This is a genomic window from Levilactobacillus enshiensis (assembly GCF_007115095.1).
GTDB classification, from domain to species: Bacteria; Bacillota; Bacilli; order Lactobacillales; family Lactobacillaceae; genus Levilactobacillus; species Levilactobacillus enshiensis.
The window spans coordinates 1-19,716 of sequence record NZ_SULH01000009.1 but is presented as its reverse complement, the minus strand read 5'-3'; the positions used below and the strand labels follow the sequence as shown (position 1 = coordinate 19,716).

Here is a 19,716-nt window from a genome sequence, read left to right as displayed (position 1 = left end):
AAACTTAAGTCAACGGCGTCTAAAAAAGGCATTACCCAGCAAGTCCAGTTGTGGACGTGTTTGGTGATGCCTTTGAAGTTGGTATTGCATTCAGTTGTTACATGAGAATCTTTGAAAGGAAGTCTTGTGCCCGCGCCGTTTGGGGATTGCTAAAGAAGGCTTCGGGCGTGTTATTTTCTTGAATGTAACCATCGGCCATGAACCAGACACGGTTGGCAACGGATTTGGCAAAGCCCATTTCATGAGTAACCACGACCATCGTCATCCCTTGGTTGGCTAGCTCTTGCATAACGTTTAGCACTTCACCGACCATTTCGGGATCTAGGGCAGAGGTGGGCTCATCAAACAGCATGACTTTAGGATCCATCGCCAACGCACGGGCAATCGCGACCCGTTGTGCCTGACCACCAGAAAGGCTGCTAGGGAAGGCATCGGCATGGTCATCTAAATTGACCTGTTTCAAGAGCTCGTGGGCCCGCTTAGTGGCAGCCGCATCGTCGATTCCCTTGACCTTCATTGGGGCTAACTTGATGTTTTCTAGCACAGTCATATTGGGGAAGAGGTTAAAGCCTTGGAACACCATCCCCATTTCTTCTCTAAGTTCGTTGACCCGCTTGGTATCTAGGGTCGTTAAATCCTCACCGTCAAAGTCAACTTCGCCACTTGTGGGCGTCTCTAAGAGGTTGAGGCAACGCAGAAAGGTACTCTTCCCACCACCGGAAGGGCCGATGACAACGATGACTTGTCCTGGATCGACTTGTTCCGTGATATCTTTTAAGACGGCATTTTTGCCGAAGCTTTTTGCGAGATTTTTAACCTCGATGATTGGTTTAGTCATGTTGCATTCTCCTTTCGAAGTAGTTCAGAATCCGTGAGGCGGTAAACGTCAAGATGAAGTAAAGTACCATGATGACAGCGATAGGCGCCACGCCTCGGTAAGTGTCAGAACGGACAATATTGCTTTGGAAAATCAATTCAGAGACGCCAATGATGGAGACAATGGAACTGTCCTTAATCAAGGTAATAAATTCATTACCAAGTGAAGGCCAGATGTTCTTGAGTGCTTGTGGTAAAACAACGAAACGCATGGTTTTTCCACTGGACATCCCTAAACTTCTAGCGGCTTCCGTTTGGCCATCGTCCACGGAGTTGATCCCACCACGGATGTACTCAGCAACGTAGGCCCCGGAGTTCAGCGAGATGGCAATGATCCCAGAAGTTAATGCGGGGAGGTTCACGATCAAGCCTAAGCCAAAGTAGACGAACATGACTTGAACCATCATTGGCGTGCCACGAATGAATTCGACGTAAGCCGTTGCCAACCAACGTAAGCCAGTCTTGACGACACCGCCTTGTCCCATCCGGGCGAGGGCTAAGATGACCCCAATGATGAAGCCAAAGAAGACGGAGCAAACGGTGATGATCAAGGTGTATTCAATCCCAGTCAGAAAGGCTTTCCAGTAGTGGAACATACTGGTGTTGACCGTGTTGGTCTTAAGGTATTTCCCAGCAGCAGGGAGATAAGTCTTATTGACTAAGTTTTGCTTCTTGATTTGGTCAACGGATTTGTTGGCTGCGGCAACCAGTGCGGTGGAGCCTTTCTTGAAGGCGGCAGAGGCACTGGTATCGGAAGCGCTCAGGTCAAAGTCACTGGGGATGGCAGCCAATTCTTTGTTGTTGGCCACGTAGGCTTGAGCAGAAGGCTTTTCCATGGCGACCCCTTGAATCTTATGGCTTTGAAGTGCCAGAATCAGGTCGGACACGGAGGTCATCCCCTTGACGGTCGTCCCGGACGTTTGTTTCTTGGACTCGTTGTACATCGTTGACCCAGTTTGAGCCCCGATGGTCTTGTTGACGAAGGAGTCTTTGTTCTTGTAAATTCCCTTGTCACTCTTGTTGATGACGATACTGTACCCACCTTGATAGTAGGTATGGGTGAAGTCAACGTTCTTTCGCCGGGCTGGTGTTGGGTTCATCCCAGAGATGACCATGTCGACCTTGCCCGTTTGGAGAGCAACCAGTAGGGAATCAAAGGACATGGATTTAACGACTAACTTGACGCCCATATCCTTAGCAATCTTCTCCCCAACGGCAACGTCCATACCAACGATTTTAGTCTTACCGTGGACGGTCGCTTGGAATTCGTAAGGGGGATAATCGGGCGAGGTCCCCATGACCAACGTCCCTTTCTTCTGAACCTTCGACAGCGATGTGTCAGTCGCGGCGTTAGCCGTCGTGGGGGTCATCGCGGTAAAGCCGGTGACCAGCGCTAACACAAGCGCGAAGAATAATACCACTCTCTTTTTCATATTCTGACTCCTCTATCTATATAAGTTGTTGCCCTTGATTATAGTGGCAATTGTGTATTTATACAAGGATTATTTTGAAAATACGTCTTTTATACATAAAATATTCGATTAAACAATGACTAAATCCCTTGATATCCGGTAATTGACGGAATTAATATACATTTAATGCTGAATATTAGAATTTTTAAGCTTGCTAATTGAATGAATTGAAAGTAAGTGCTAACATGTATAGTGTCTGTTTTATACGGATATCTAAAAAAATTTTAGAAAAGAGGAGTTACGATGTCAGGACATTCTAAATGGCATAACATCCAGGGCCGGAAAAATGCTCAGGATGCAAAACGTGGAAAAATCTTCCAAAAAATCTCACGTGATTTGTACCAAGCTGCAAAAGCAGGTGGTCCTGATCCCGACGGTAACCCTCAACTTCGTTTGGAAATGGACAAGGCGCGGGCAGCAAACATGCCTAAAGACAACATCAAGCGGGCTTTAGATAAAGCCTCAGGTGTTGGTGGCGCCAAGTTCGAAGAAATTACCTACGAAGGCTACGGTCCAGCCGGGACAGCGATCATGGTTGCTGCCTTAACGGATAACAAGAACCGGACGGCTGCGGCTGTTCGTTCTGCCTTCACGCATCATGGTGGCGCATTAGGTGCAGCAGGTTCCGTTTCCTATATGTTTGATCGGAAGGGTTACATTGTAATCTTACGTGATGGCTTAGATACGGATGAAGATACGATGTTGATGGATGCTTTAGACGCCGGGGCGGACGACATGGAAACCACGGACGACGAATTCAAAATCTACACGGACGCAACCAGTGAGATCAGTACGCGTGATGCCTTACAAGCTAAGGGTTACAAGTTAGATACTGCTGAAGTTCGGATGTTCCCACAAAACACGACTGAAGTACCAGAAGCTAAGGCTTCTCAATACCAAGGCCTGATTGAAGAACTTGAAGACAACGATGACGTTTCCGATATTTATGAAGCTGCCGTTTTACCCGAAAACGTTGAATAGTAGTTCTGAAAGAAGATTCCTACGGGGGTCTTCTTTTTTTTTGCCCTTTTTTGGAAAAAATAAAATATCCGGCGTTCTTTTACGGAGTTAACTTAAAGCAATGCGGGAGGTAGGAAAGGTGATCAAATCATTTGTTGAAAAATTATTAGCACAGGCAATCGAACAGCAAGTCAGTGACATTTATATTATTCCCCATCAGGCGGGATATCAGGTTCGTTTTCGACGTTTACAGTTGGTGTCGATCTGGCAAACGGTCCCCCTCGCAATGGGGCTGCAAGCGATGGCTTATTTTAAATTCCATGCGGATATGGCCGTTAACGAACGTCGGCGGCCGCAGGTAGGGGCGTTGACGTGGACGCGTGAGCGGGTGCCAGTAGAGCTCCGATTTTCCACGGTAGGAGACTATGCCGGACAAGAATCCCTGGTCATTCGGGTGATCTATCCGTATGCAGCGACACAAGCGGCTTATTTAGTCCCACACCAGACAACGATGCTGACTAAATTAGCGAGGCAGCGAGGACTCATGATATTTGCGGGACCGACCGGGGCAGGGAAGACAACGACCATGTATGCTACGGCAAGTCGTTTGAGTGTGACAGCTTTAGTTTTGACGATTGAGGACCCGGTTGAGATTAAGGAACCCCGATTCATCCAACTTCAGGTCAATCCAGCGGCAGAGATGACGTATGCTGATTTGATCAAGGTCGGCTTACGCCACCGTCCAGATGTCTTTGTCATTGGTGAGATTCGTGACCAAGTGACTGCTCAAGCAGCCGTTCGTGCAGCGTTAAGTGGTCATTTAGTTCTGACGACCGTTCATGCACAGAGCGCAGCTGGGACGGTTACCCGCTTGTTGGAGTTGGGCGTTTCGCTCGAGCAACTCCAACAGGTCCTCACGGCAGCGTGTTATCAGCGATTAATTCCGCGCATTGCACAACCGCCGGCAGTCTTATTGGATATTTTAACTGAAAAAACAATTTGGGACGCGGACAGTCAAACAACGGAAGGATGGCGACAGGCTCTTGACCAAGCAGCTCGTGTGGGAACGATTACGGCGGCAACACAGCAGACTTTTCGGGCGGGGTAGATGGACTCTGACGCAGCAATCCCAGTTTTGCCGTCTCTTAGCAGATCAACTACAGAGTGGTTTTTCGTTGAAACAAGCAGTGCACTTTATTTGTGTCGTTGCCGATGGACTTCCTAATGAAGTGACCGACTTGGAGCGTCATTTGGCGGCAGGAGCGGATTTCGTGGGGTTAATGGCACCGTATCTTCAGGCAAACGTCTATTTTCAACTTAAACTGATGACCAAATATGGCGAGTTGATGCCAGCCCTCGATCAAGCAGCCACGTTCTTACAATTGATGGCCACACAACGCCGGCGACTTCACCAGTTGCTCGTGTATCCAGTGGGACTTCTAGCCAGTATGGCGCTCGTGTTTGTGACGTTGCGAATCGTGATATTACCGCAGTTACAGCAGGAGCTGGGCCATGGCAGCGGGGTGGCTAATGGGTGGCGAATCTACCTTATTAGCGGCGGGGGCCTCTTAATGGGGGCAATCGTCATATTGGGATGGCGTTGGTGGCATCATCAGTCTAGCTTGCTACGAGCTAAGTGGGTCTTGCATTGGCCAGTGGTGGGACACCTCTTTCGTGCTTATTACGCGTACTATTTGACCCTCAATTTAAGTCAAATGGTACATAGTGGTCTTAGCGTAAAGCAGATGTTGCGGGTGCTAGACCAGTTGCCTGAACAGGCATTACTACACCAATTGGCAACAATGTTGACCCAGCGCTTGGCGGCAGGAGATTCTCCAATTGGTTGGCTACAAGCTCAGCCTTACATTCCACCACAGGTCATTGTGTTACTCCAGAAGGGGAGTACGACCCCACAACTGGGTAGGGAGTTGACGGCATATAGTCGCATGCAGTATCGGGAATTGGTTCAGCGTAGTGAACAGGGGCTTGCCATTGTCCAACCCCTGTTGCTGGGGATTGTTGCCCTGCTGATTGTGGGCGCTTATTTAAGCCTGCTTTTGCCAATGTATCAAAATCTACAGGGGGTTACTTAGTGCGCAAACGACAAGGTTTTACGTTGATCGAAATGACGATTGTTCTGTTCATTATTTCATTATTAGTTCTGATTATTTTACCGAACTTAAATGGACAACGACAGCGGGCTCAGGGTATTCATCGTGGGGCGATGACGACGGTCGTCCAAGGACAAGTCACGGCATATATCGACGATTACGTGGCGGAAAATCACGTGATTCCCGATGTGACCTATGCCAAGTTAATGGGTAAATATTTAACTGCTGATCAGGTCAAGAGTGCTAGAGCGGAAGGATTGATCATTGATAAAAATGAAGTGAAACGGGTCAAAGATGAAAAGTAGGCGGGGATTTACGCTCTATGAGACCTTATTCGTTTTGAGTATGGTGACTGGATTAACGGTGTTAGTGGGGTTTAAGTCTTCTCAGCAAAATCAATTACTTCGTGAACGTTCCTTTTGGCCCGTCTGGCAACAAATGTGGACAGCTGGTCGTCAGTGGGCGATGGCTCACGAGTCAACGGTCAATGTCGCGATTGACGCCAGGAAACACACCATTACTTTATATCACCAGCATCATCAACTAAAGCGTTTGGAGATTCCACAGTCTCTGGAACTGATTCAGATGAATGGACACAATGGCGACATTGATCCCACGGGTGTTGCCCAGGGGCGAACGTTAGAATGGTATAGTCATGTCAGCAAGCGCTGGACCTATCAGACGTTTCAAATGGGAGGAGTGATTTTTAATGTTACGGATGAACCAGTTCGGCGATCACGCGGGGTGGACGCTTCCTGATGCCCTTATTGCATTGAGTATTGTGGCGGTGACCATTATCATGGTGCAGCAGGTCTTGATCACAAACCAACGGCAGACGGCATATCGAACGCAGACCCTGCTGGTGGCCCGTCGACAACATGATCAGGCCTTGGCCAACTGGGTGGCCCAACAATGACTAGTCGCCGGGGGTTTACACTGATTGAAACGCTGTTTGCATTGATGATTACGGCGGGAATGTTTTTACTGGTAACGGGAACTGATCATGCCTTGACCCGTGGCGTGCAGTCAGATGCCTTGGCGTGGCTGCAAATGGTCCAAGTTCTGGAGAAACCGGGAAAATATCAGGTAGTCAGGACAGCGGGGGATGTGTTAGTCGTTAAGGATCATGATAAGCGTGGCCGGCCACGGAAAATGAAGGTGCTGTTGGACCGGAAGGGCGTTTTAAAATTAGCCGCGATGGTTCAAGGTAGCCATGCGGAACAGGAGACCGCAAAGATTCAGGGCTACTATCCACTGCTTAGGCAGGTCACGGCGATTCGTTGGCAGAATTTGGGGCATGGTGTGGTTAAACTCAGGCTCAAACAGGAGAATTTACCATGGCGAGAAACGTTAGTCGATTTACGCGGCATCAAGGGTTCTTGACCTTATGGGCCCTTTTATTTCTGACAAGTGTGAGCCTTTTATTGACTTTAATTTTGGTCGGCCAGGCGGGACAACGCGCAACAACAACGGCATTGACACGTGACTATCGAGCCACTACGCAACAGATCAAAAGTGAAATTCGGACACGGCACAACTGGTCTAGTCGTTGATAACGCATGGGATTGGCCCGGGATTAACCATAAAGTTGCTTGAATAAGTCCCTAAAAATCGGTAGTATAGATAGCGGATACAAGTACCATGGAATTTCACAAGGAGGCGAAGCGCGCTGTCACAAGAACAGACTGAAGCGCTATTTAAGGTCTTAGATGAGTCAACAACGACCTTACAAGCAGCGCTAAGTACATCTTACCTAGATGCGTTTATTGAGACTGGAGACAACTTGCTCAATGGTCAGGTCCAGGTGGAAGACGGTCGTCCCGACGACAAGGTCGTGGCCCAACTGACCGATTTGTATGCGCAAGTCGATTGGCAAAGTTTTGATGCCGAGACGGTGCGACGAGCAGTTCAATTAGTGATGCTCAAAGCGATTCGGGTCGACGAGATTCAAGCGAACCATCAGCTGACGCCGGACACGATTGCCTACATCATGGGCTACTTGGTAACACGGCTGGAAAAAGGCAAGTCACATCTGACCTTACTGGATCTAACGGTAGGAACGGGGAATTTGCTAACGGCAGTGTTATCACAACTAAAAGAGGTCGTTGCTGGTAAAATTGAAGCGTATGGGGTGGATAACGATGATACCATGTTGGCCATCGCACAGACATCAAGTGACCTGCAACGGCTCCCCGTTGAGTTGATTCATCAGGATGCCTTGGAACAGTTATTGGTGCCAGCAAGTGATTTGATTGTGGCGGACTTGCCAATTGGGTATTACCCAATCGATGAGAATGCTGCTAACTATCAAACCCGCGCGGCCGATGGCCATTCTTTTGTCCATCATCTGTTGTTGGAGCAAGCTGTGAACCAACTGACGCCCGGCGGTATCGGGGTATTCTTAGTCCCTTCACAACTCTTTCAGACGGAAGAGTCGAAGGGATTATTGAAGTGGTTGCCCACTAATGCCTATTTACAAGGATTGTTGAACCTACCGAGTGAGCTTTTCATGAATGCCAATGCCCAAAAGGCTATTCTGATCTTACAGAAGCCAGGGGCCGGGGCTAAGCAAGTCGAGCAAGTGATGTTGGGAGAATTCCCCTCATTTAAGAATCAATCAGCGTTTCAAAAGTTTGTTGCGGAAATCGTCCAGTGGGAAGAACAAAACCTACTGACGGACCGTTCATAAAAGGAGAAAAAAACCACATGGGAAAATCATTAGCAATTAACGCCGGTAGTTCTACGTTAAAGTTCAAGTTATTCCAAATGCCTGCAGAAGAGGTTATCGCCGAAGGGGCCATTGACCGAATCGGTTTGGGTAACTCATTGGTTGAAATCAAGTATGACAACGGCCAAAAGTACGAAACGCACGAAGACGTTAACGATCACAGTGCCGCTATTCAATTGATGTTGAATCAATTGACTGAGTTGAAGATTATCACTGACTTCAACGAAATCACTGGTATTGGACACCGGGTCGTTGCCGGGGGTCAAGAATTCAAGGACTCCGCCATCATTGACGATGAGGTTCTCCAAAAAATCAAGGATTTAGCCGAATACGCACCATTACACAACCCAGCTGCTGCATTGGGGATTGAAGCATTCAAGAAGATTCTGCCTAACGTATTGAGTGTGGCTGTCTTTGACACCTCGTTCCATACGTCTATGCCACAAGAAAACTACATGTACGCGATCCCTTACGAATACTACGAAAAGTATGGTGCCCGTAAGTATGGTGCCCATGGGACGAGTCACCGTTATGTCGCTGGTCGGGCCGCTGCGATGTTAGGCAAGCCATTGAAAGACTTGAAGTTGATCACGATGCACCTGGGTGCTGGTGGTTCGATCACCGCTATCAAGGATGGCAAGTCATTTGATACTTCCATGGGCTTCACGCCACTGGCTGGTATCGAAATGGCGACCCGTTCAGGAGATATTGATGCCTCGCTGGTAGCTTACCTGATGGAAAAACTGAACATCGACAAGCCTAACGATATGATCAACATCTTAAACAAGAAGTCCGGATTAATCGGGGTTTCTGGTGTGTCTGCTGATATGCGTGACTTGGAAAAGGTCCAAGCAAAGAACCCACGGGCTAAATTAGCACGTGACATGTTCATCAACCGCATCGTCCGTTACGTTGGGGCTTACCTGGCTGAACTGGGTGGTGCTGATGCGATTGTCTTCACTGCTGGTGTGGGTGAAAACGACATTATGATTCGTCAAGAAGTTGCTGACAAGCTGTCTTACTTCGGTATTGGTGTCGATCCTGAAAAGAATGATATTCGTGGGGTTGAACGTGATTTGAGTGCCGCAGGTTCAAAGATCAAGACGTTGTTGATTCCGACTGATGAAGAGTTAATGATTGTTCGAGACATCGAACGGTTACGTCAAAGCAAGTAAAAATTTGTTTCATGAAGCAGTCTCTGCCGTGAGTGGCGAGAGGCTGCTTTTTTGTGATGATTATGAAAATTCTTTAGTTGAATACATTTCATCTTATTTCTTGGTAAGTGAATGAAATACGACAGCCGTGCTGGTTCACGCTGCTTAGTTTGGCGAACTAACCAGCGTCAGAACTAGCATTCCGGGATATGACGAGTATAATGAATTTCAACAAAGGGGAGATTAAGATGAAAAAAAATCAACCAAATAACGATCAAGAATTATCCCGTGGGTTGAAGAGTCGCCACGTCCAGCTGATTGCGCTTGGGGGCACAATCGGGACTGGTCTCTTCTTGGGGGCTGGCCAGTCAATTCATTTAGCAGGCCCATCTATTTTACTAGCTTACCTAATTACGGGCATCATGTGTTTCCTGCTTATGCGGGCACTGGGCGAACTATTACTGTCCGACTTAAACGTTCACTCTTACATTGATTTTATTCAACGCTACCTGGGCGACAATATGAGCTTTGTTGCCGGTTGGACCTATTGGGTCTGCTGGATTACGATTGCCATGGCAGAAGTTACGGCAGCCGGTCAGTACATGCAGTTTTGGTTCCCACAATTGCCACAGTGGGTTACCGCGTTGGCTCTCCTGGGTATTTTACTCACGCTGAACTCCGTGACAGTCAAAGCCTTTGGCGAAACAGAATTCTGGTTTGCCATTATTAAAATTGTCGCTATTATCGCTTTGATTTTAGCCGGAGCTTACATGGTCGTCGTTCACTTTCCAACGCCTGCTGGGCATGCAAGTGTGACTAACTTGGCGAGTGGTGGCTTCTTCGCGAATGGTGCCAAAGGGTTCTTCCTGTCCTTCCAAATGGTTCTGTTTAGTTTTGTTGGAATCGAAATGGTGGGGATGACAGCGTCTGAAACGGCTAATCCCGACAAGGTAATTCCTAAGGCAATCAACGAAATTCCAATGCGAATCATTCTGTTTTACTTGGGATCCCTGCTTGCTTTAATGTGTATCTACCCTTGGCAAGCTGTTTCACCAACGAGTAGTCCTTTCGTCCAAGTCTTTAAGAATGTCGGCATTCAATCTGCCGCAGCCGTCATCAATTTCGTTGTCTTGACGGCCGCAGCGTCCGCCTGCAACAGTTCGCTCTTTACGACGGGGCGGATGCTTTTCTCACTGACCTACCGTGGAGAAGGTCGATTTGCGAAACGCATGGGTAAGCTATCCCGTGCACAAGTACCGGTTTCGGCCCTGCGGTTCTCAACGTTGGTGATTGCCGTATCAGTTTTCTTGAACTTTATCATTCCGGGCCACGTGTTTGCGTTTGTTGCCAGTGTTGCCACGACTTGTTTTCTCTTCATTTGGGGCCTGATTGTGATTGCGCACCTGAAATACAAGCGGCAACAAGCCGCATTGCCTAATGCCACGGATCATGGTTTCCGGATGCCGTTCTTCCCACTGAGTGACTACGCCATCTTACTGTTCTTGATCATGGTCGCTGTCGTCTTGCTCTTCCGAGTGGACACTTTGATTGCCCTGATTGGTTCAGTGCTGTGGCTAATCGCTTTGAGTGCCGGCAAGTATTTGAAGGACCGTCGGACAGCAGCGGCTATCGATTCCGAGAGTCAACGTTAGCTGATAAAAAATGAGGTGTCTGCCAGTGATGTAACTTAAGTCATTGGCAGGCATCTTTTTTTAAGCTAATTTGAAGTGGCACGAATAGAGTCAGGTTGGCGAATCAATTGGTCGTAGGTATACAGTGGTAGTTAGACTTTCAGAAAATGGTGATGGTTGCTGGTTGTAACACAATTAGACGTGGGCTGTGGTTATATGTGGCGGCTCGAAGTGTCTGCACGGATGGCAATGAAAACGGGCTGATTCTTAGTCAAGGGACTGACGTGATAACAGCGAAAGCAGGGCGGAAGTGCTACGATAAAGGTAACTAATTCAAACGGGGTGTTAAGTGATGAAACAAGTTAAAATTGCTGGTCAACAGGTCCCAGCCATGGGGATTGGGACATGGCATATGGGGGAGCGGCCAGCACAAAGAGAAACTGAAATCGATGCGATTCAGGCGGGCATCTCGGCTGGTGCACGTGTCGTCGATACGGCGGAAATGTATGGCTCCGGAAAGTCCGAGAATCTAGTGGGTGAGGCGTTGAAGCCCTTTAAACGTGAAGATATTTTTCTGATTTCTAAAGTCTTACCCGAGAATGCCTCGCAACGCCGCATGGAAGCCAGTCTCGATGCGAGCCTTCAGCGTCTGCAAACGGACTACCTCGATGTTTACCTTTATCATTGGCGCGGCAGTATTCCGCTAGCTGAAACCGTCGCCGAACTACAACGGTTACAGAAGACTGGAAAGATCCGGTCTTGGGGAATCTCTAACTTTGATATTGCCGACCTAGAGGAGCTCTGGGCCTTGCCGGGTGGTGACCAAGCCGTTGCCAACGAAGATCTGTATCATTTGGGTAGTCGCGGCTTGGACTATGCTGTGTTGCCTTGGCAGCGGGAACACAACTTGCCCCTGATTGCCTACTCCCCGATTGCTCAGGGAGATTCCTGGGGCCATCATTTGACGACAAGTCCCGTGGTCCAACAGATTGCCCAAGCACATCACGCGACCATCTATCAGGTTCTATTAGCGTGGGTCATCCGTAATCCGCAGGTCTTAGCAATTCCACAAACGAGTTCCGTGGCGCACATGGAACAAAACATTGCTGCTGCGAATTTGACGTTGCAGGCTGACGAGTTGGCGGCTTTAGACACTGAATTCCCAGCACCAACCAGTAAACAACCACTCGATATCCTTTAAAGGGGGAGTTCATATGCAATACTTTACCTCGGACACACACTTTTTCCACGCAGACTTATTAGGGGATAATGACTTTGCGCCGCGACCATTTGCCAACGTGGCAGAAATGAACCAAACGATCATTGATAATTGGAACGCTCGCGTAGCGCCGACCGACACGGTGTATCATTTGGGCGATATCGCCCTGTACTTCACGAAGCCCGCCGTGAAATCCGATGAGGCAGTTACGGACGTATTATCTCAGCTGAATGGTCATCTTGAACTGATCAAGGGTAACCATGACAGCCGGGCACTTTTCAAATACTTGGCTGCGCACAATCCTATCGATCATGGTCAACCTAAATTTGCCTTTCACGACGTGGGCGTGTTGATCAAGTACGACCATCGACAATACTATATGACGCATTATCCGATGATGCTGGGAATTGTGAACCAGATTATCAACTTGCACGGCCATATTCACCACTATGCGGTGCCGGTCAAAGAAAATATTAATGTTGGCGTTGACACGCCCGAACAGCGGTACTTAGATGAGCAGGTGCCATTTGGGACGCCATTTTCCACCAGTGAGATCGAGCAAATGGTGACTGGCAAGGCGCAAGAGTTCCGTGACAAGCAATAGCGCTTGACCGTTTCTTCTTGATGCCGTAGGATTAAAATCAGTGTTAAGAGGAGAATGAGAACATGGAACGGATTACCATCTTGCATACGAACGACCTGCACTCACACTTTGAGAATTGGCCGCGTATTCGGCGCTACTTGGCGACGAGTAAGGCCCAAGCACAGGCGGCCGGGCACACGGTGTTCACCTTTGATCTGGGTGATCACGTGGATCGGGTCCATCCCGTGAGTGAGGCGACGAACGGACAGAAAAACGTGGAGTTGATGAATCAGATCGGCTATGATGCGGTTACCATCGGTAATAATGAAGGACTCGGGTTTATGCGGGCCCAACTGGATCATCTGTATGACCACGCAAACTTCCCAGTAATTGTCGGGAACATCCTCACGGAGGACACCCGGGAGCAGCCGCAGTGGGCACTTGATCATGAGCTGTTCACGACCAAAGCGGGGACAAAACTACTCGTCTTGGGATTGACCGCGCCGTATCAGCTGACTTATCCTTTAGCGGGATGGGAGCCCATCGGTGTGAACCAAGCGCTCAGCGGTCTTCTGGCAAAGTATGCGCAACAGGCCGATGTCTGTGTTCTCCTGTCCCATTTAGGATTAGACGTTGATCGGCAGATTGCCAAACGGTTTCCACAGGTGACCGTCATCATTGGGAGCCACACGCATCATTTGTTGCCGCACGGCGAGCAGAACCAACATAGCCTGTTAGCTGCTGCTGGTAAATTTGGACGGTACGTTGGCAAAATTGAATTGACGGTCACGGCGGACCATACCGTGGAATCGGCAACGGCCAGCGTTGTGGAAACAGCGACACTTCCGGAACAACCCACGGATCAGGCTGAAATCGATGGTCTGCAAGAACTTGGCGAGTCCATTTTGTCTGAACAGCGGGTGGCAGATCTGCCCGTGTCCATGGAGGCAGATCCCATCGGCCAACCCCGATTGGTGCGCGAAGGCCTCCACGCCATTGCGGAGTATGCTGGGACACAAGCAGCCGTGTTAAATGCTGGCCTGTTTCTAGAGGATCTTCCCCGCGGGGTGGTCAATCAGCGTCAGCTACACGATCTTTTACCCCATAACATGCACGTCATGACGGTCACCTTAAATGGCTATGACCTATGGCGACTGGTTCAGGAATTCGAGCTCATGCGACTCTTCTTGCGGCGTTTCCCACAAAAAGGCATGGGTTTTCGGGGAAAGATCTTTGGGGAATTGAACTATTTAGGCATTGCGTATGATGCACAAACGCACCAGGTTACCTGGCGTGGTGAACCACTTTCACCCAATCGGCAATATAAGCTGGCCGTGCTGGATCATTATCTATTCATTCCCTTCTTCCCAACCATCTCCATCGTGGGAGAAAATCATATTTTATATCAAGACCTCTTGCGGGAAGTGTTTGCCAAGTATTTGGCACGCCACTATCCGTTAGCTGACAAGTAGAAAGGATGACGACGGTGGATCGTAAAGATTTAGAAGCCTTAGTTGCTGAACAACGTGAAAACCGAGAACCAGCCGCCGAAGTAGTTCGGGTGGACGAAACGCATCTGACCATCAATGGCCATCCCTATGAGGTGGTCGCTGATGTCCGCGACGGTTTCGATTTTGCCGAGTTTTCGCGGCGATTCAGTACGATTTTAAGTAAATTTGATTATATTGTGGGTGATTGGGGCTTCGAGCAGTTACGACTCAAAGGATTTTACGCAGAAGATCGTGCGGGGGCAAAGCAAAACCAGATTGATTCGGTGCAGGATTACCTGTATGAATCGTGTAACTTTGGCTGTGCTTACTTTATTCTGCACAATTTAGACGTTAAAACGGCACCTAAGCCTCGGCGGAATCGTCGGCGGCGTAAACCAGCAGAAAATACGGCTTCACGGGCGACAACAACCAGACCAGTTACTGCTAAAAAGGCAGCGGGGCCTAAAGCCGCCGCTACAGCTACGACGCATGAGCAATCTCAACAAACGACCCAGCATGCGGCGAACAATAGTAATAACAGTCAACATCGACGTCGGCGGCGTTCCCGTCATCGGAATACGGCGCATCCGTATACTGAAGAACGACGAACAACGGTGAAACCAGCGCAACAGACTACGAAGACCGTAACTGTGGCTTCGGGTGGTCAGGGCCGGCGTCACTTTACCATTCGGCAGAAAAAAGAAGATTAGGGAGAGTTTGCGGTGAAAGATTATCAGGCATATTTGATTGACTTAGACGGAACGGTTTATGCGGGCTCTAAGCGCTATCCAGCAGCAAAACGGTTCGTTGAACGTTTACAGGCAGCTGGAACAGCATTTAAATTTGTGACGAATAATACGACGAAGCTTCCCATAGACGTGGTTGCTAATTTAGCGGACAATCATGATATTCACGTGACGACTGATAATGTCTATACGGCGGGACTGGCCACGGCCGACTTCTTAGATCAGCGAGCGGGTAGCGGTGAACGGACCGTCTACGTTGTGGGGGAAATTGGCTTACGGCAAGCGTTAGCAGCCAAAGGATTTACGGTTGACGAAGAACATCCGCGATATGTCGTGGTTGGGCTAGATAGCGATGTGACCTATGAAAAATTTGCTAAGGCAATTTTGGCGATTCGCAGTGGTTCAACGTTTATCGGCACGAATTCGGACTCTAATATTCCCAAGGCGCGCGGATTGATGCCAGGTGCCGGGGCCTTAGTGGACCTCGTCCGTTATGCCACACAGACGGCACCGATCTTTGTGGGTAAACCAGAGCCGATCATTTTGCAGAATTCACTGACGCAACTAGGGATTGCGCCAAAGGATGCGTTGATGGTGGGGGATAATTACCAAACGGATATTTTGGCGGGGATTCACGCTGGCGTAGATACGCTATTGACTTACACGGGGGTCTCCACGCCAGAACAGGTCGCCCAAGAGAAAATTCAACCAACATATACGGTGTCCTCACTGGATCAGTGGGATTTAGAGGTGGGGCCGTGTGAGTAGGCTAAATCGCTGGGGCGGCGTGACTGTCTTAATGTTAATGTTGATTACCCTGAGCATCACGCTGACCATCAATGCCGTTTGGCTATATCGGTTAGATATTCACTGGTTGGGGATCACCCAGCTGGTGCAAATGGGGCCGAATCGGATCATGCACAATTATTACCAAATGTTGGGCTACCTCGAGTTGCCGTGGATTACCAATCTCAATATGAGTGATTTTCCCACATCGTATACGGGCATGATCCATTTTGAAGACGTGAAACACCTTTTCTTACTGAATAATGTGGTTTTACTGGTAACGGTGATTCCAGCAGGGATGTACCTGCGGCAACTTCACCAGCTTGCAGAACAGTGGCGATTAATACGTTCAGCACAGATTGCGGCAGTGGTCCCCGTAGTGTTGGCGGCAATGATGATGGTCAACTTCAACGGCTTCTTCGTGGCCTTTCACAAAGTTCTTTTTCGTAACAACGACTGGCTATTTGATCCAGACCTGGACCCAATCATCACAGCTTTACCGGACACTTTCTTTCTGCACTGCTTCATTTTGGCTTTTGCATTGTTTGAAATTGGTGTAGGTATCCTGTATTGGCGTGGCAAACGCGCCATTAAAAACGCATAAAAATAGGCAGCATCGTCGAATAAGGGACGATGTTGCCTATTTACATGTGTCTGGTGAAATTAATCGTCTTCCGGAACGCGGTTAGGCGTTTGCGGATGACGTCGGCCCTTTAGCCACCCAACAATGGCCGGAATCAATGAAATGACGATGATACCAAGGACAACGGCAGAGAAGTGGGCTTTGACAAAGGGAATGTTACCGAAGAAGTAGCCACCGCCACAGCAGATGAAGACCCACGTAATCGCGGCGCTGGCGTTATAGGCAATAAAGCGCCGGTAAGGGAATTGTGACCCCGCCGCGGTAAAGGGAACGAATGTCCGAATGATGGGCATGAAACGTCCCAGGAAGATGGCGAGGGGACCGTGTTTGCGGAAGAATTTCTCGGATTGAGCAAGCTTATCCTTATTGATCAGTCGGCCGAACCAAGAATGGTTAGACAGGGCAGCACCGGCCTTTCCTCCTAGATAGAAGTTTAAGGAGTCACCGGCAATTGCTGCAAACAAGAAGAGACCGCTAAAAATCCAAATGTTCAACCCATATGCTGGGTTAGCGGCTAGTGCGGCCGCGGCGAACAACAATGAGTCACCGGGGAGAAACGGTAGAATCACAGCACCCGTCTCAACGAAGACGATGGCAAAGAGAATCAGGTAGGTCGAACTGCCAAAGGTATTGACGATGTTGACCAAGTGATCGTCGATGTGTAAGACGAAATCGATTAGGTATCCCATTAAGTTACTCCTTATAAATTAAGCAAATTTGAATGTACCCACATTGTAGTCAGTTTTTATCCCGCCGTCAGCAGGTACAGCGAAACTTAAGAAAAACATGACGTTTATTGGAAGGGCGTGTCCTGCTCGCTGCGGTCATCATGAGCGAGCCGAGCCGCTGCGGCAGCCGCCACGGCACCTACTAGGTCGTCTAAGAAGGTGTGGATGATACCAGGCTCATGCGCATTGAGATGTGCTAAAATACCGGGCTTCACGCGATCAATGTAACCATAATTGGTAAATCCGATTGAGCCGTAGATGTCGACAATGGAGAGGGCCATGGTCTCATCTACCCCATAGAGTCCTTCATCACGTTCAACGATGGTTTGCAGGGGTTCGAGCAAAGTATGTTTTTCAGCGGCAATATCGAGTTGGATGCCGGTGATGATGGCATTCTGGACTTCTCGTTTGCGAAGCACATTTTGGACGCTGTCCTTAGCCTCTGCTAGAGTGAGGTCTTGGATATAATCTTTTTGTAAGAAGATAACGAGTTCGGCGATGGCATCTAGGGAAACACCTCGTTGCTTAAGCAAGTCAATGGTTCGTTCGCGTAGCGCAGTGGTTGGTTTAGTCATAAATAGGTTCCTCCATCAAAAATAAGTGTTATCTACTAGTATAGCACCGATGCCGTGAGTTGCATTTTTTCTTAATGGCGGTGATAATAGTAGAGATAGAAAGTGTTTAAAAGATATGGAGGATAATTATGACAAAGTTTCCACAAATTGATTTGGCTAACGCCAGGGGTCCGCAAGTAACGATTGAAACGTCCATGGGAACCATTCAGCTGCAGCTCTTCCCCGAGCAAGCACCAAAGACAGTTGAAAACTTTGTGACTCACGCAAAGGCGGGTTACTATGATGGCCTGACTTTTCACCGGGTCATTCCAAACTTTATGATTCAAGGTGGCGATCCTACCGGTACCGGTATGGGTGGTGAGAGTATCTGGGGTCAACCGTTTGAAGATGAATTCTCTCAGGAACTGTACAATCTGCGTGGGGCCGTTTCAATGGCTAATGCGGGTCCCAACACAAACGGGAGTCAATTCTTTATCGTCCAAGACAAAGATATGACTGACCAAATGCAAGCACAAATGAAGGATGCGGGTTTCCCTGAAGAAATCGTTGATGCTTACAAAGATGGTGGGACACCATGGTTGGATTTCCGGCACACGGTGTTTGGTCAGGTTATCAAGGGGATGGACGTTGTCGATGCCATTGCCAAGGTGAAGACTGATGCTAGTGACCAACCGGCAACACCAGTAACCATGGATAAAGTTACGGTTACTGAATAAGAACGGTCTTTTTATAGAAGGAAGGTGAACGCATGGCATTTGCAATCGGTCAACGGGTTACAGGACGCATTACTGGGATTCAACCGTACGGCGCATTTGTGAGCTTAGGCGGTCACCGGCAGGGCCTTATTCATATTTCTGAGTGCCATTGTGGCTATGTTAAAGATATTCATGATTACCTTAAAGTTAATCAAGAGGTCAACGTGGTCGTTTTAGATGTTGATGAGTATACGGGCAAAATTAGTTTGTCGATTCGGTGCTTAGAGCACGTGGAACATGGTGCTGAGTTAAGTGAGCATCAACATCGACATTATTGGACCAATCATCGGGTCAACATAGGGTTCAAACCAATTGCTGATCGCTTGGAAGGTTGGAAGGCTGAAGCACTGCGACAGTTAGATCAATCAGAGACATCCTAAGTGGGTGTCTTTTTTAGTTGATCATGAGGGTGCTAAAAGCTGATAAATCGGCGTTTGGATAATTTGATGCCAATCGGTTCTGAGTTTTAGTGGATTTTATTGCAGATTTTGCTTGACCTGTTCCAGGAATATTGATAAGATATTCTCTGTTGCCGTTACGACAACTCAAATGCATAAAAATTAGATTTATGGATAGCCATACAAATTGAAATTTGTGCTTGACGAGCTAAACAGCAACTGATACAATGATTTATGTTGTCTGTTACCGACATCAACGAAATTGATTATTTCTTGAATATTGAATATATATTCAAAAGAAATTAAAAAAGTTGTTGACAAGGTTTTGACGACATGATATACTTTAAAAGTTGTCACGGAGCACTTGCTTCTCTGATAACTTGGTAGACCTTTGAAAACTGAGCATTGTTTCGACAAACCAAATATGTGTAGGGCGGTTTGATACTTAGTATCAAACCCAAACAATATTTGCGAAGTCAATTCGCTTTTAAAAAAGTAACAACAATCGATGAGCTATTCAAGCACATCATCTATAAGATGAGAGTTTGATCCTGGCTCAGGACGAACGCTGGCGGCATGCCTAATACATGCAAGTCGAACGAGCTTCCGTTGAATGACGTGCTTGCACTGATTTCAACAATGAAGCGAGTGGCGAACTGGTGAGTAACACGTGGGAAATCTGCCCAGAAGCAGGGGATAACACTTGGAAACAGGTGCTAATACCGTATAACAACAGGAACTGCATGGTTCTTGTTTGAAAGATGGTTTCGGCTATCACTTCTGGATGATCCCGCGGCGTATTAGTTAGTTGGTGAGGTAAAGGCCCACCAAGACAATGATACGTAGCCGACCTGAGAGGGT

The 19,716-nt window shown here is 48.1% G+C and carries 22 protein-coding genes and 1 rRNA gene; 19 read left to right on the top strand and 4 right to left on the bottom strand.

Annotation, left to right across the window (positions count from 1 at the left end; genetic code table 11):
* Positions 1–97: 97 nt before the first annotated feature.
* On the bottom strand, positions 98–838 hold the full coding sequence (locus FAY32_RS09850) for an amino acid ABC transporter ATP-binding protein (protein ID WP_143463272.1): 741 nt from the start codon (positions 836–838) through the stop codon (positions 98–100).
* Positions 831–2,309, bottom strand: coding sequence for an ABC transporter substrate-binding protein/permease (locus tag FAY32_RS09845; protein ID WP_143463271.1), 1,479 nt, complete (start codon positions 2,307–2,309; stop codon positions 831–833). The genes FAY32_RS09850 and FAY32_RS09845 overlap by 8 nt, the downstream gene beginning before the upstream one ends.
* Positions 2,310–2,591: 282 nt before the next feature.
* On the opposite strand from FAY32_RS09845, the gene FAY32_RS09840 reads away from it, so the two are divergent.
* From FAY32_RS09840 to FAY32_RS09765, 16 genes are all read left to right on the top strand, one after another.
* Positions 2,592–3,329, top strand: a complete 738-nt coding sequence (locus FAY32_RS09840; RefSeq protein ID WP_143463270.1) for a YebC/PmpR family DNA-binding transcriptional regulator — start codon at positions 2,592–2,594, stop codon at positions 3,327–3,329.
* A 118-nt stretch (positions 3,330–3,447) separates the two neighbouring features.
* Positions 3,448–4,416, top strand: a complete 969-nt coding sequence (comGA, locus tag FAY32_RS09835; RefSeq protein ID WP_143463269.1) for a competence type IV pilus ATPase ComGA — start codon at positions 3,448–3,450, stop codon at positions 4,414–4,416.
* Between the two features lie 67 nt (positions 4,417–4,483).
* A complete protein-coding gene (locus tag FAY32_RS09830) occupies positions 4,484–5,401 on the top strand; it encodes a type II secretion system F family protein (protein WP_404820137.1) in 918 nt (305 codons plus the stop codon).
* Positions 5,402–5,433: 32 nt separating this feature from the next.
* Positions 5,434–5,724, top strand: a complete 291-nt coding sequence (locus FAY32_RS09825; protein WP_143463364.1) for a competence protein ComGC — start codon at positions 5,434–5,436, stop codon at positions 5,722–5,724.
* Positions 5,714–6,178 (top strand): type II secretion system protein, encoded by a 465-nt coding sequence (locus FAY32_RS09820; RefSeq protein WP_143463268.1) that lies wholly within the window; start codon positions 5,714–5,716, stop codon positions 6,176–6,178. Before FAY32_RS09825 ends, FAY32_RS09820 begins: the two co-directional genes overlap by 11 nt.
* Positions 6,129–6,335, top strand: a complete 207-nt coding sequence (locus FAY32_RS09815; RefSeq protein ID WP_143463267.1) for a type IV pilus modification PilV family protein — start codon at positions 6,129–6,131, stop codon at positions 6,333–6,335. The genes FAY32_RS09820 and FAY32_RS09815 overlap by 50 nt, the downstream gene beginning before the upstream one ends.
* The gene (locus tag FAY32_RS09810) at positions 6,332–6,802 is read left to right on the top strand and encodes a prepilin-type N-terminal cleavage/methylation domain-containing protein (RefSeq protein WP_143463266.1); all 471 of its coding nucleotides are present in this window, start codon (positions 6,332–6,334) and stop codon (positions 6,800–6,802) included. Before FAY32_RS09815 ends, FAY32_RS09810 begins: the two co-directional genes overlap by 4 nt.
* Positions 6,803–7,088: 286 nt before the next feature.
* Positions 7,089–8,108: a class I SAM-dependent methyltransferase gene (locus tag FAY32_RS09805; protein WP_143463265.1), complete on the top strand. Its 1,020-nt coding sequence runs from the start codon at positions 7,089–7,091 to the stop codon at positions 8,106–8,108.
* Positions 8,109–8,125: 17 nt separating this feature from the next.
* Entirely contained in the window at positions 8,126–9,322 is a 1,197-nt protein-coding gene (locus FAY32_RS09800; RefSeq protein ID WP_143463264.1) for an acetate/propionate family kinase, read from the top strand.
* Positions 9,323–9,549: 227 nt separating this feature from the next.
* Complete coding sequence (locus tag FAY32_RS09795; protein WP_143463263.1) at positions 9,550–10,953, top strand: amino acid permease; 1,404 nt, start codon at positions 9,550–9,552, stop codon at positions 10,951–10,953.
* A 331-nt stretch (positions 10,954–11,284) separates the two neighbouring features.
* The gene (locus FAY32_RS09790) at positions 11,285–12,133 is read left to right on the top strand and encodes an aldo/keto reductase (protein WP_143463262.1); all 849 of its coding nucleotides are present in this window, start codon (positions 11,285–11,287) and stop codon (positions 12,131–12,133) included.
* A gap of 13 nt (positions 12,134–12,146) precedes the next feature.
* Positions 12,147–12,755: a metallophosphoesterase family protein gene (locus FAY32_RS09785; RefSeq protein WP_143463261.1), complete on the top strand. Its 609-nt coding sequence runs from the start codon at positions 12,147–12,149 to the stop codon at positions 12,753–12,755.
* Positions 12,756–12,817: 62 nt separating this feature from the next.
* On the top strand, positions 12,818–14,206 hold the full coding sequence (locus FAY32_RS09780; RefSeq protein ID WP_143463260.1) for a bifunctional metallophosphatase/5'-nucleotidase: 1,389 nt from the start codon (positions 12,818–12,820) through the stop codon (positions 14,204–14,206).
* Positions 14,207–14,211: 5 nt separating this feature from the next.
* Entirely contained in the window at positions 14,212–14,934 is a 723-nt protein-coding gene (locus FAY32_RS09775; protein WP_143463259.1) for a YutD family protein, read from the top strand.
* A 12-nt stretch (positions 14,935–14,946) separates the two neighbouring features.
* Positions 14,947–15,738: a TIGR01457 family HAD-type hydrolase gene (locus tag FAY32_RS09770; RefSeq protein WP_143463258.1), complete on the top strand. Its 792-nt coding sequence runs from the start codon at positions 14,947–14,949 to the stop codon at positions 15,736–15,738.
* On the top strand, positions 15,731–16,360 hold the full coding sequence (locus tag FAY32_RS09765; RefSeq protein ID WP_143463257.1) for a TIGR01906 family membrane protein: 630 nt from the start codon (positions 15,731–15,733) through the stop codon (positions 16,358–16,360). Before FAY32_RS09770 ends, FAY32_RS09765 begins: the two co-directional genes overlap by 8 nt.
* Before the next feature lie 59 nt (positions 16,361–16,419).
* On the opposite strand, the gene FAY32_RS09760 is transcribed toward FAY32_RS09765, so the two are convergent.
* Together FAY32_RS09760 and FAY32_RS09755 are read right to left on the bottom strand one after the other, a co-directional pair.
* Positions 16,420–17,088 carry a VTT domain-containing protein gene (locus FAY32_RS09760; RefSeq protein WP_143463256.1) on the bottom strand — a complete coding sequence of 223 codons (669 nt, stop codon included), beginning with the start codon at positions 17,086–17,088 and terminating at the stop codon, positions 16,420–16,422.
* A 104-nt stretch (positions 17,089–17,192) separates the two neighbouring features.
* Positions 17,193–17,702, bottom strand: a complete 510-nt coding sequence (locus tag FAY32_RS09755; protein WP_143463255.1) for a phosphatidylglycerophosphatase A family protein — start codon at positions 17,700–17,702, stop codon at positions 17,193–17,195.
* Between the two features lie 128 nt (positions 17,703–17,830).
* On the opposite strand from FAY32_RS09755, the gene FAY32_RS09750 reads away from it, so the two are divergent.
* The 3 genes from FAY32_RS09750 to FAY32_RS09740 all read left to right on the top strand — a co-directional run.
* The gene (locus tag FAY32_RS09750) at positions 17,831–18,418 is read left to right on the top strand and encodes a peptidylprolyl isomerase (protein ID WP_143463254.1); all 588 of its coding nucleotides are present in this window, start codon (positions 17,831–17,833) and stop codon (positions 18,416–18,418) included.
* A gap of 32 nt (positions 18,419–18,450) precedes the next feature.
* Complete coding sequence (locus tag FAY32_RS09745) at positions 18,451–18,837, top strand: CvfD/Ygs/GSP13 family RNA-binding post-transcriptional regulator (RefSeq protein ID WP_143463253.1); 387 nt, start codon at positions 18,451–18,453, stop codon at positions 18,835–18,837.
* Between the two features lie 551 nt (positions 18,838–19,388).
* Positions 19,389–19,716: ribosomal RNA gene (locus FAY32_RS09740) — 16S ribosomal RNA — on the top strand; the annotation flags it as partial.

Excerpts from the sequence above, each read along its gene's own strand:
- FAY32_RS09850 (WP_143463272.1), bottom strand. The coding sequence starts at position 838 with ATGACTAAACCAATCATCGAGGTTAAAAATCTCGCAAAAAGCTTCGGC.
- FAY32_RS09845 (WP_143463271.1), bottom strand. The coding sequence starts at position 2,309 with ATGAAAAAGAGAGTGGTATTATTCTTCGCGCTTGTGTTAGCGCTGGTC.
- FAY32_RS09840 (WP_143463270.1), top strand. The coding sequence starts at position 2,592 with ATGTCAGGACATTCTAAATGGCATAACATCCAGGGCCGGAAAAATGCT.
- FAY32_RS09825 (WP_143463364.1), top strand. The coding sequence starts at position 5,434 with ATGACGATTGTTCTGTTCATTATTTCATTATTAGTTCTGATTATTTTA.
- FAY32_RS09820 (WP_143463268.1), top strand. The coding sequence starts at position 5,714 with ATGAAAAGTAGGCGGGGATTTACGCTCTATGAGACCTTATTCGTTTTG.
- FAY32_RS09815 (WP_143463267.1), top strand. The coding sequence starts at position 6,129 with ATGTTACGGATGAACCAGTTCGGCGATCACGCGGGGTGGACGCTTCCT.
- FAY32_RS09810 (WP_143463266.1), top strand. The coding sequence starts at position 6,332 with ATGACTAGTCGCCGGGGGTTTACACTGATTGAAACGCTGTTTGCATTG.
- FAY32_RS09800 (WP_143463264.1), top strand. The coding sequence starts at position 8,126 with ATGGGAAAATCATTAGCAATTAACGCCGGTAGTTCTACGTTAAAGTTC.
- FAY32_RS09795 (WP_143463263.1), top strand. The coding sequence starts at position 9,550 with ATGAAAAAAAATCAACCAAATAACGATCAAGAATTATCCCGTGGGTTG.
- FAY32_RS09790 (WP_143463262.1), top strand. The coding sequence starts at position 11,285 with ATGAAACAAGTTAAAATTGCTGGTCAACAGGTCCCAGCCATGGGGATT.
- FAY32_RS09785 (WP_143463261.1), top strand. The coding sequence starts at position 12,147 with ATGCAATACTTTACCTCGGACACACACTTTTTCCACGCAGACTTATTA.
- FAY32_RS09780 (WP_143463260.1), top strand. The coding sequence starts at position 12,818 with ATGGAACGGATTACCATCTTGCATACGAACGACCTGCACTCACACTTT.
- FAY32_RS09775 (WP_143463259.1), top strand. The coding sequence starts at position 14,212 with ATGACGACGGTGGATCGTAAAGATTTAGAAGCCTTAGTTGCTGAACAA.
- FAY32_RS09760 (WP_143463256.1), bottom strand. The coding sequence starts at position 17,088 with ATGGGATACCTAATCGATTTCGTCTTACACATCGACGATCACTTGGTC.
- FAY32_RS09755 (WP_143463255.1), bottom strand. The coding sequence starts at position 17,702 with ATGACTAAACCAACCACTGCGCTACGCGAACGAACCATTGACTTGCTT.
- FAY32_RS09750 (WP_143463254.1), top strand. The coding sequence starts at position 17,831 with ATGACAAAGTTTCCACAAATTGATTTGGCTAACGCCAGGGGTCCGCAA.
- FAY32_RS09745 (WP_143463253.1), top strand. The coding sequence starts at position 18,451 with ATGGCATTTGCAATCGGTCAACGGGTTACAGGACGCATTACTGGGATT.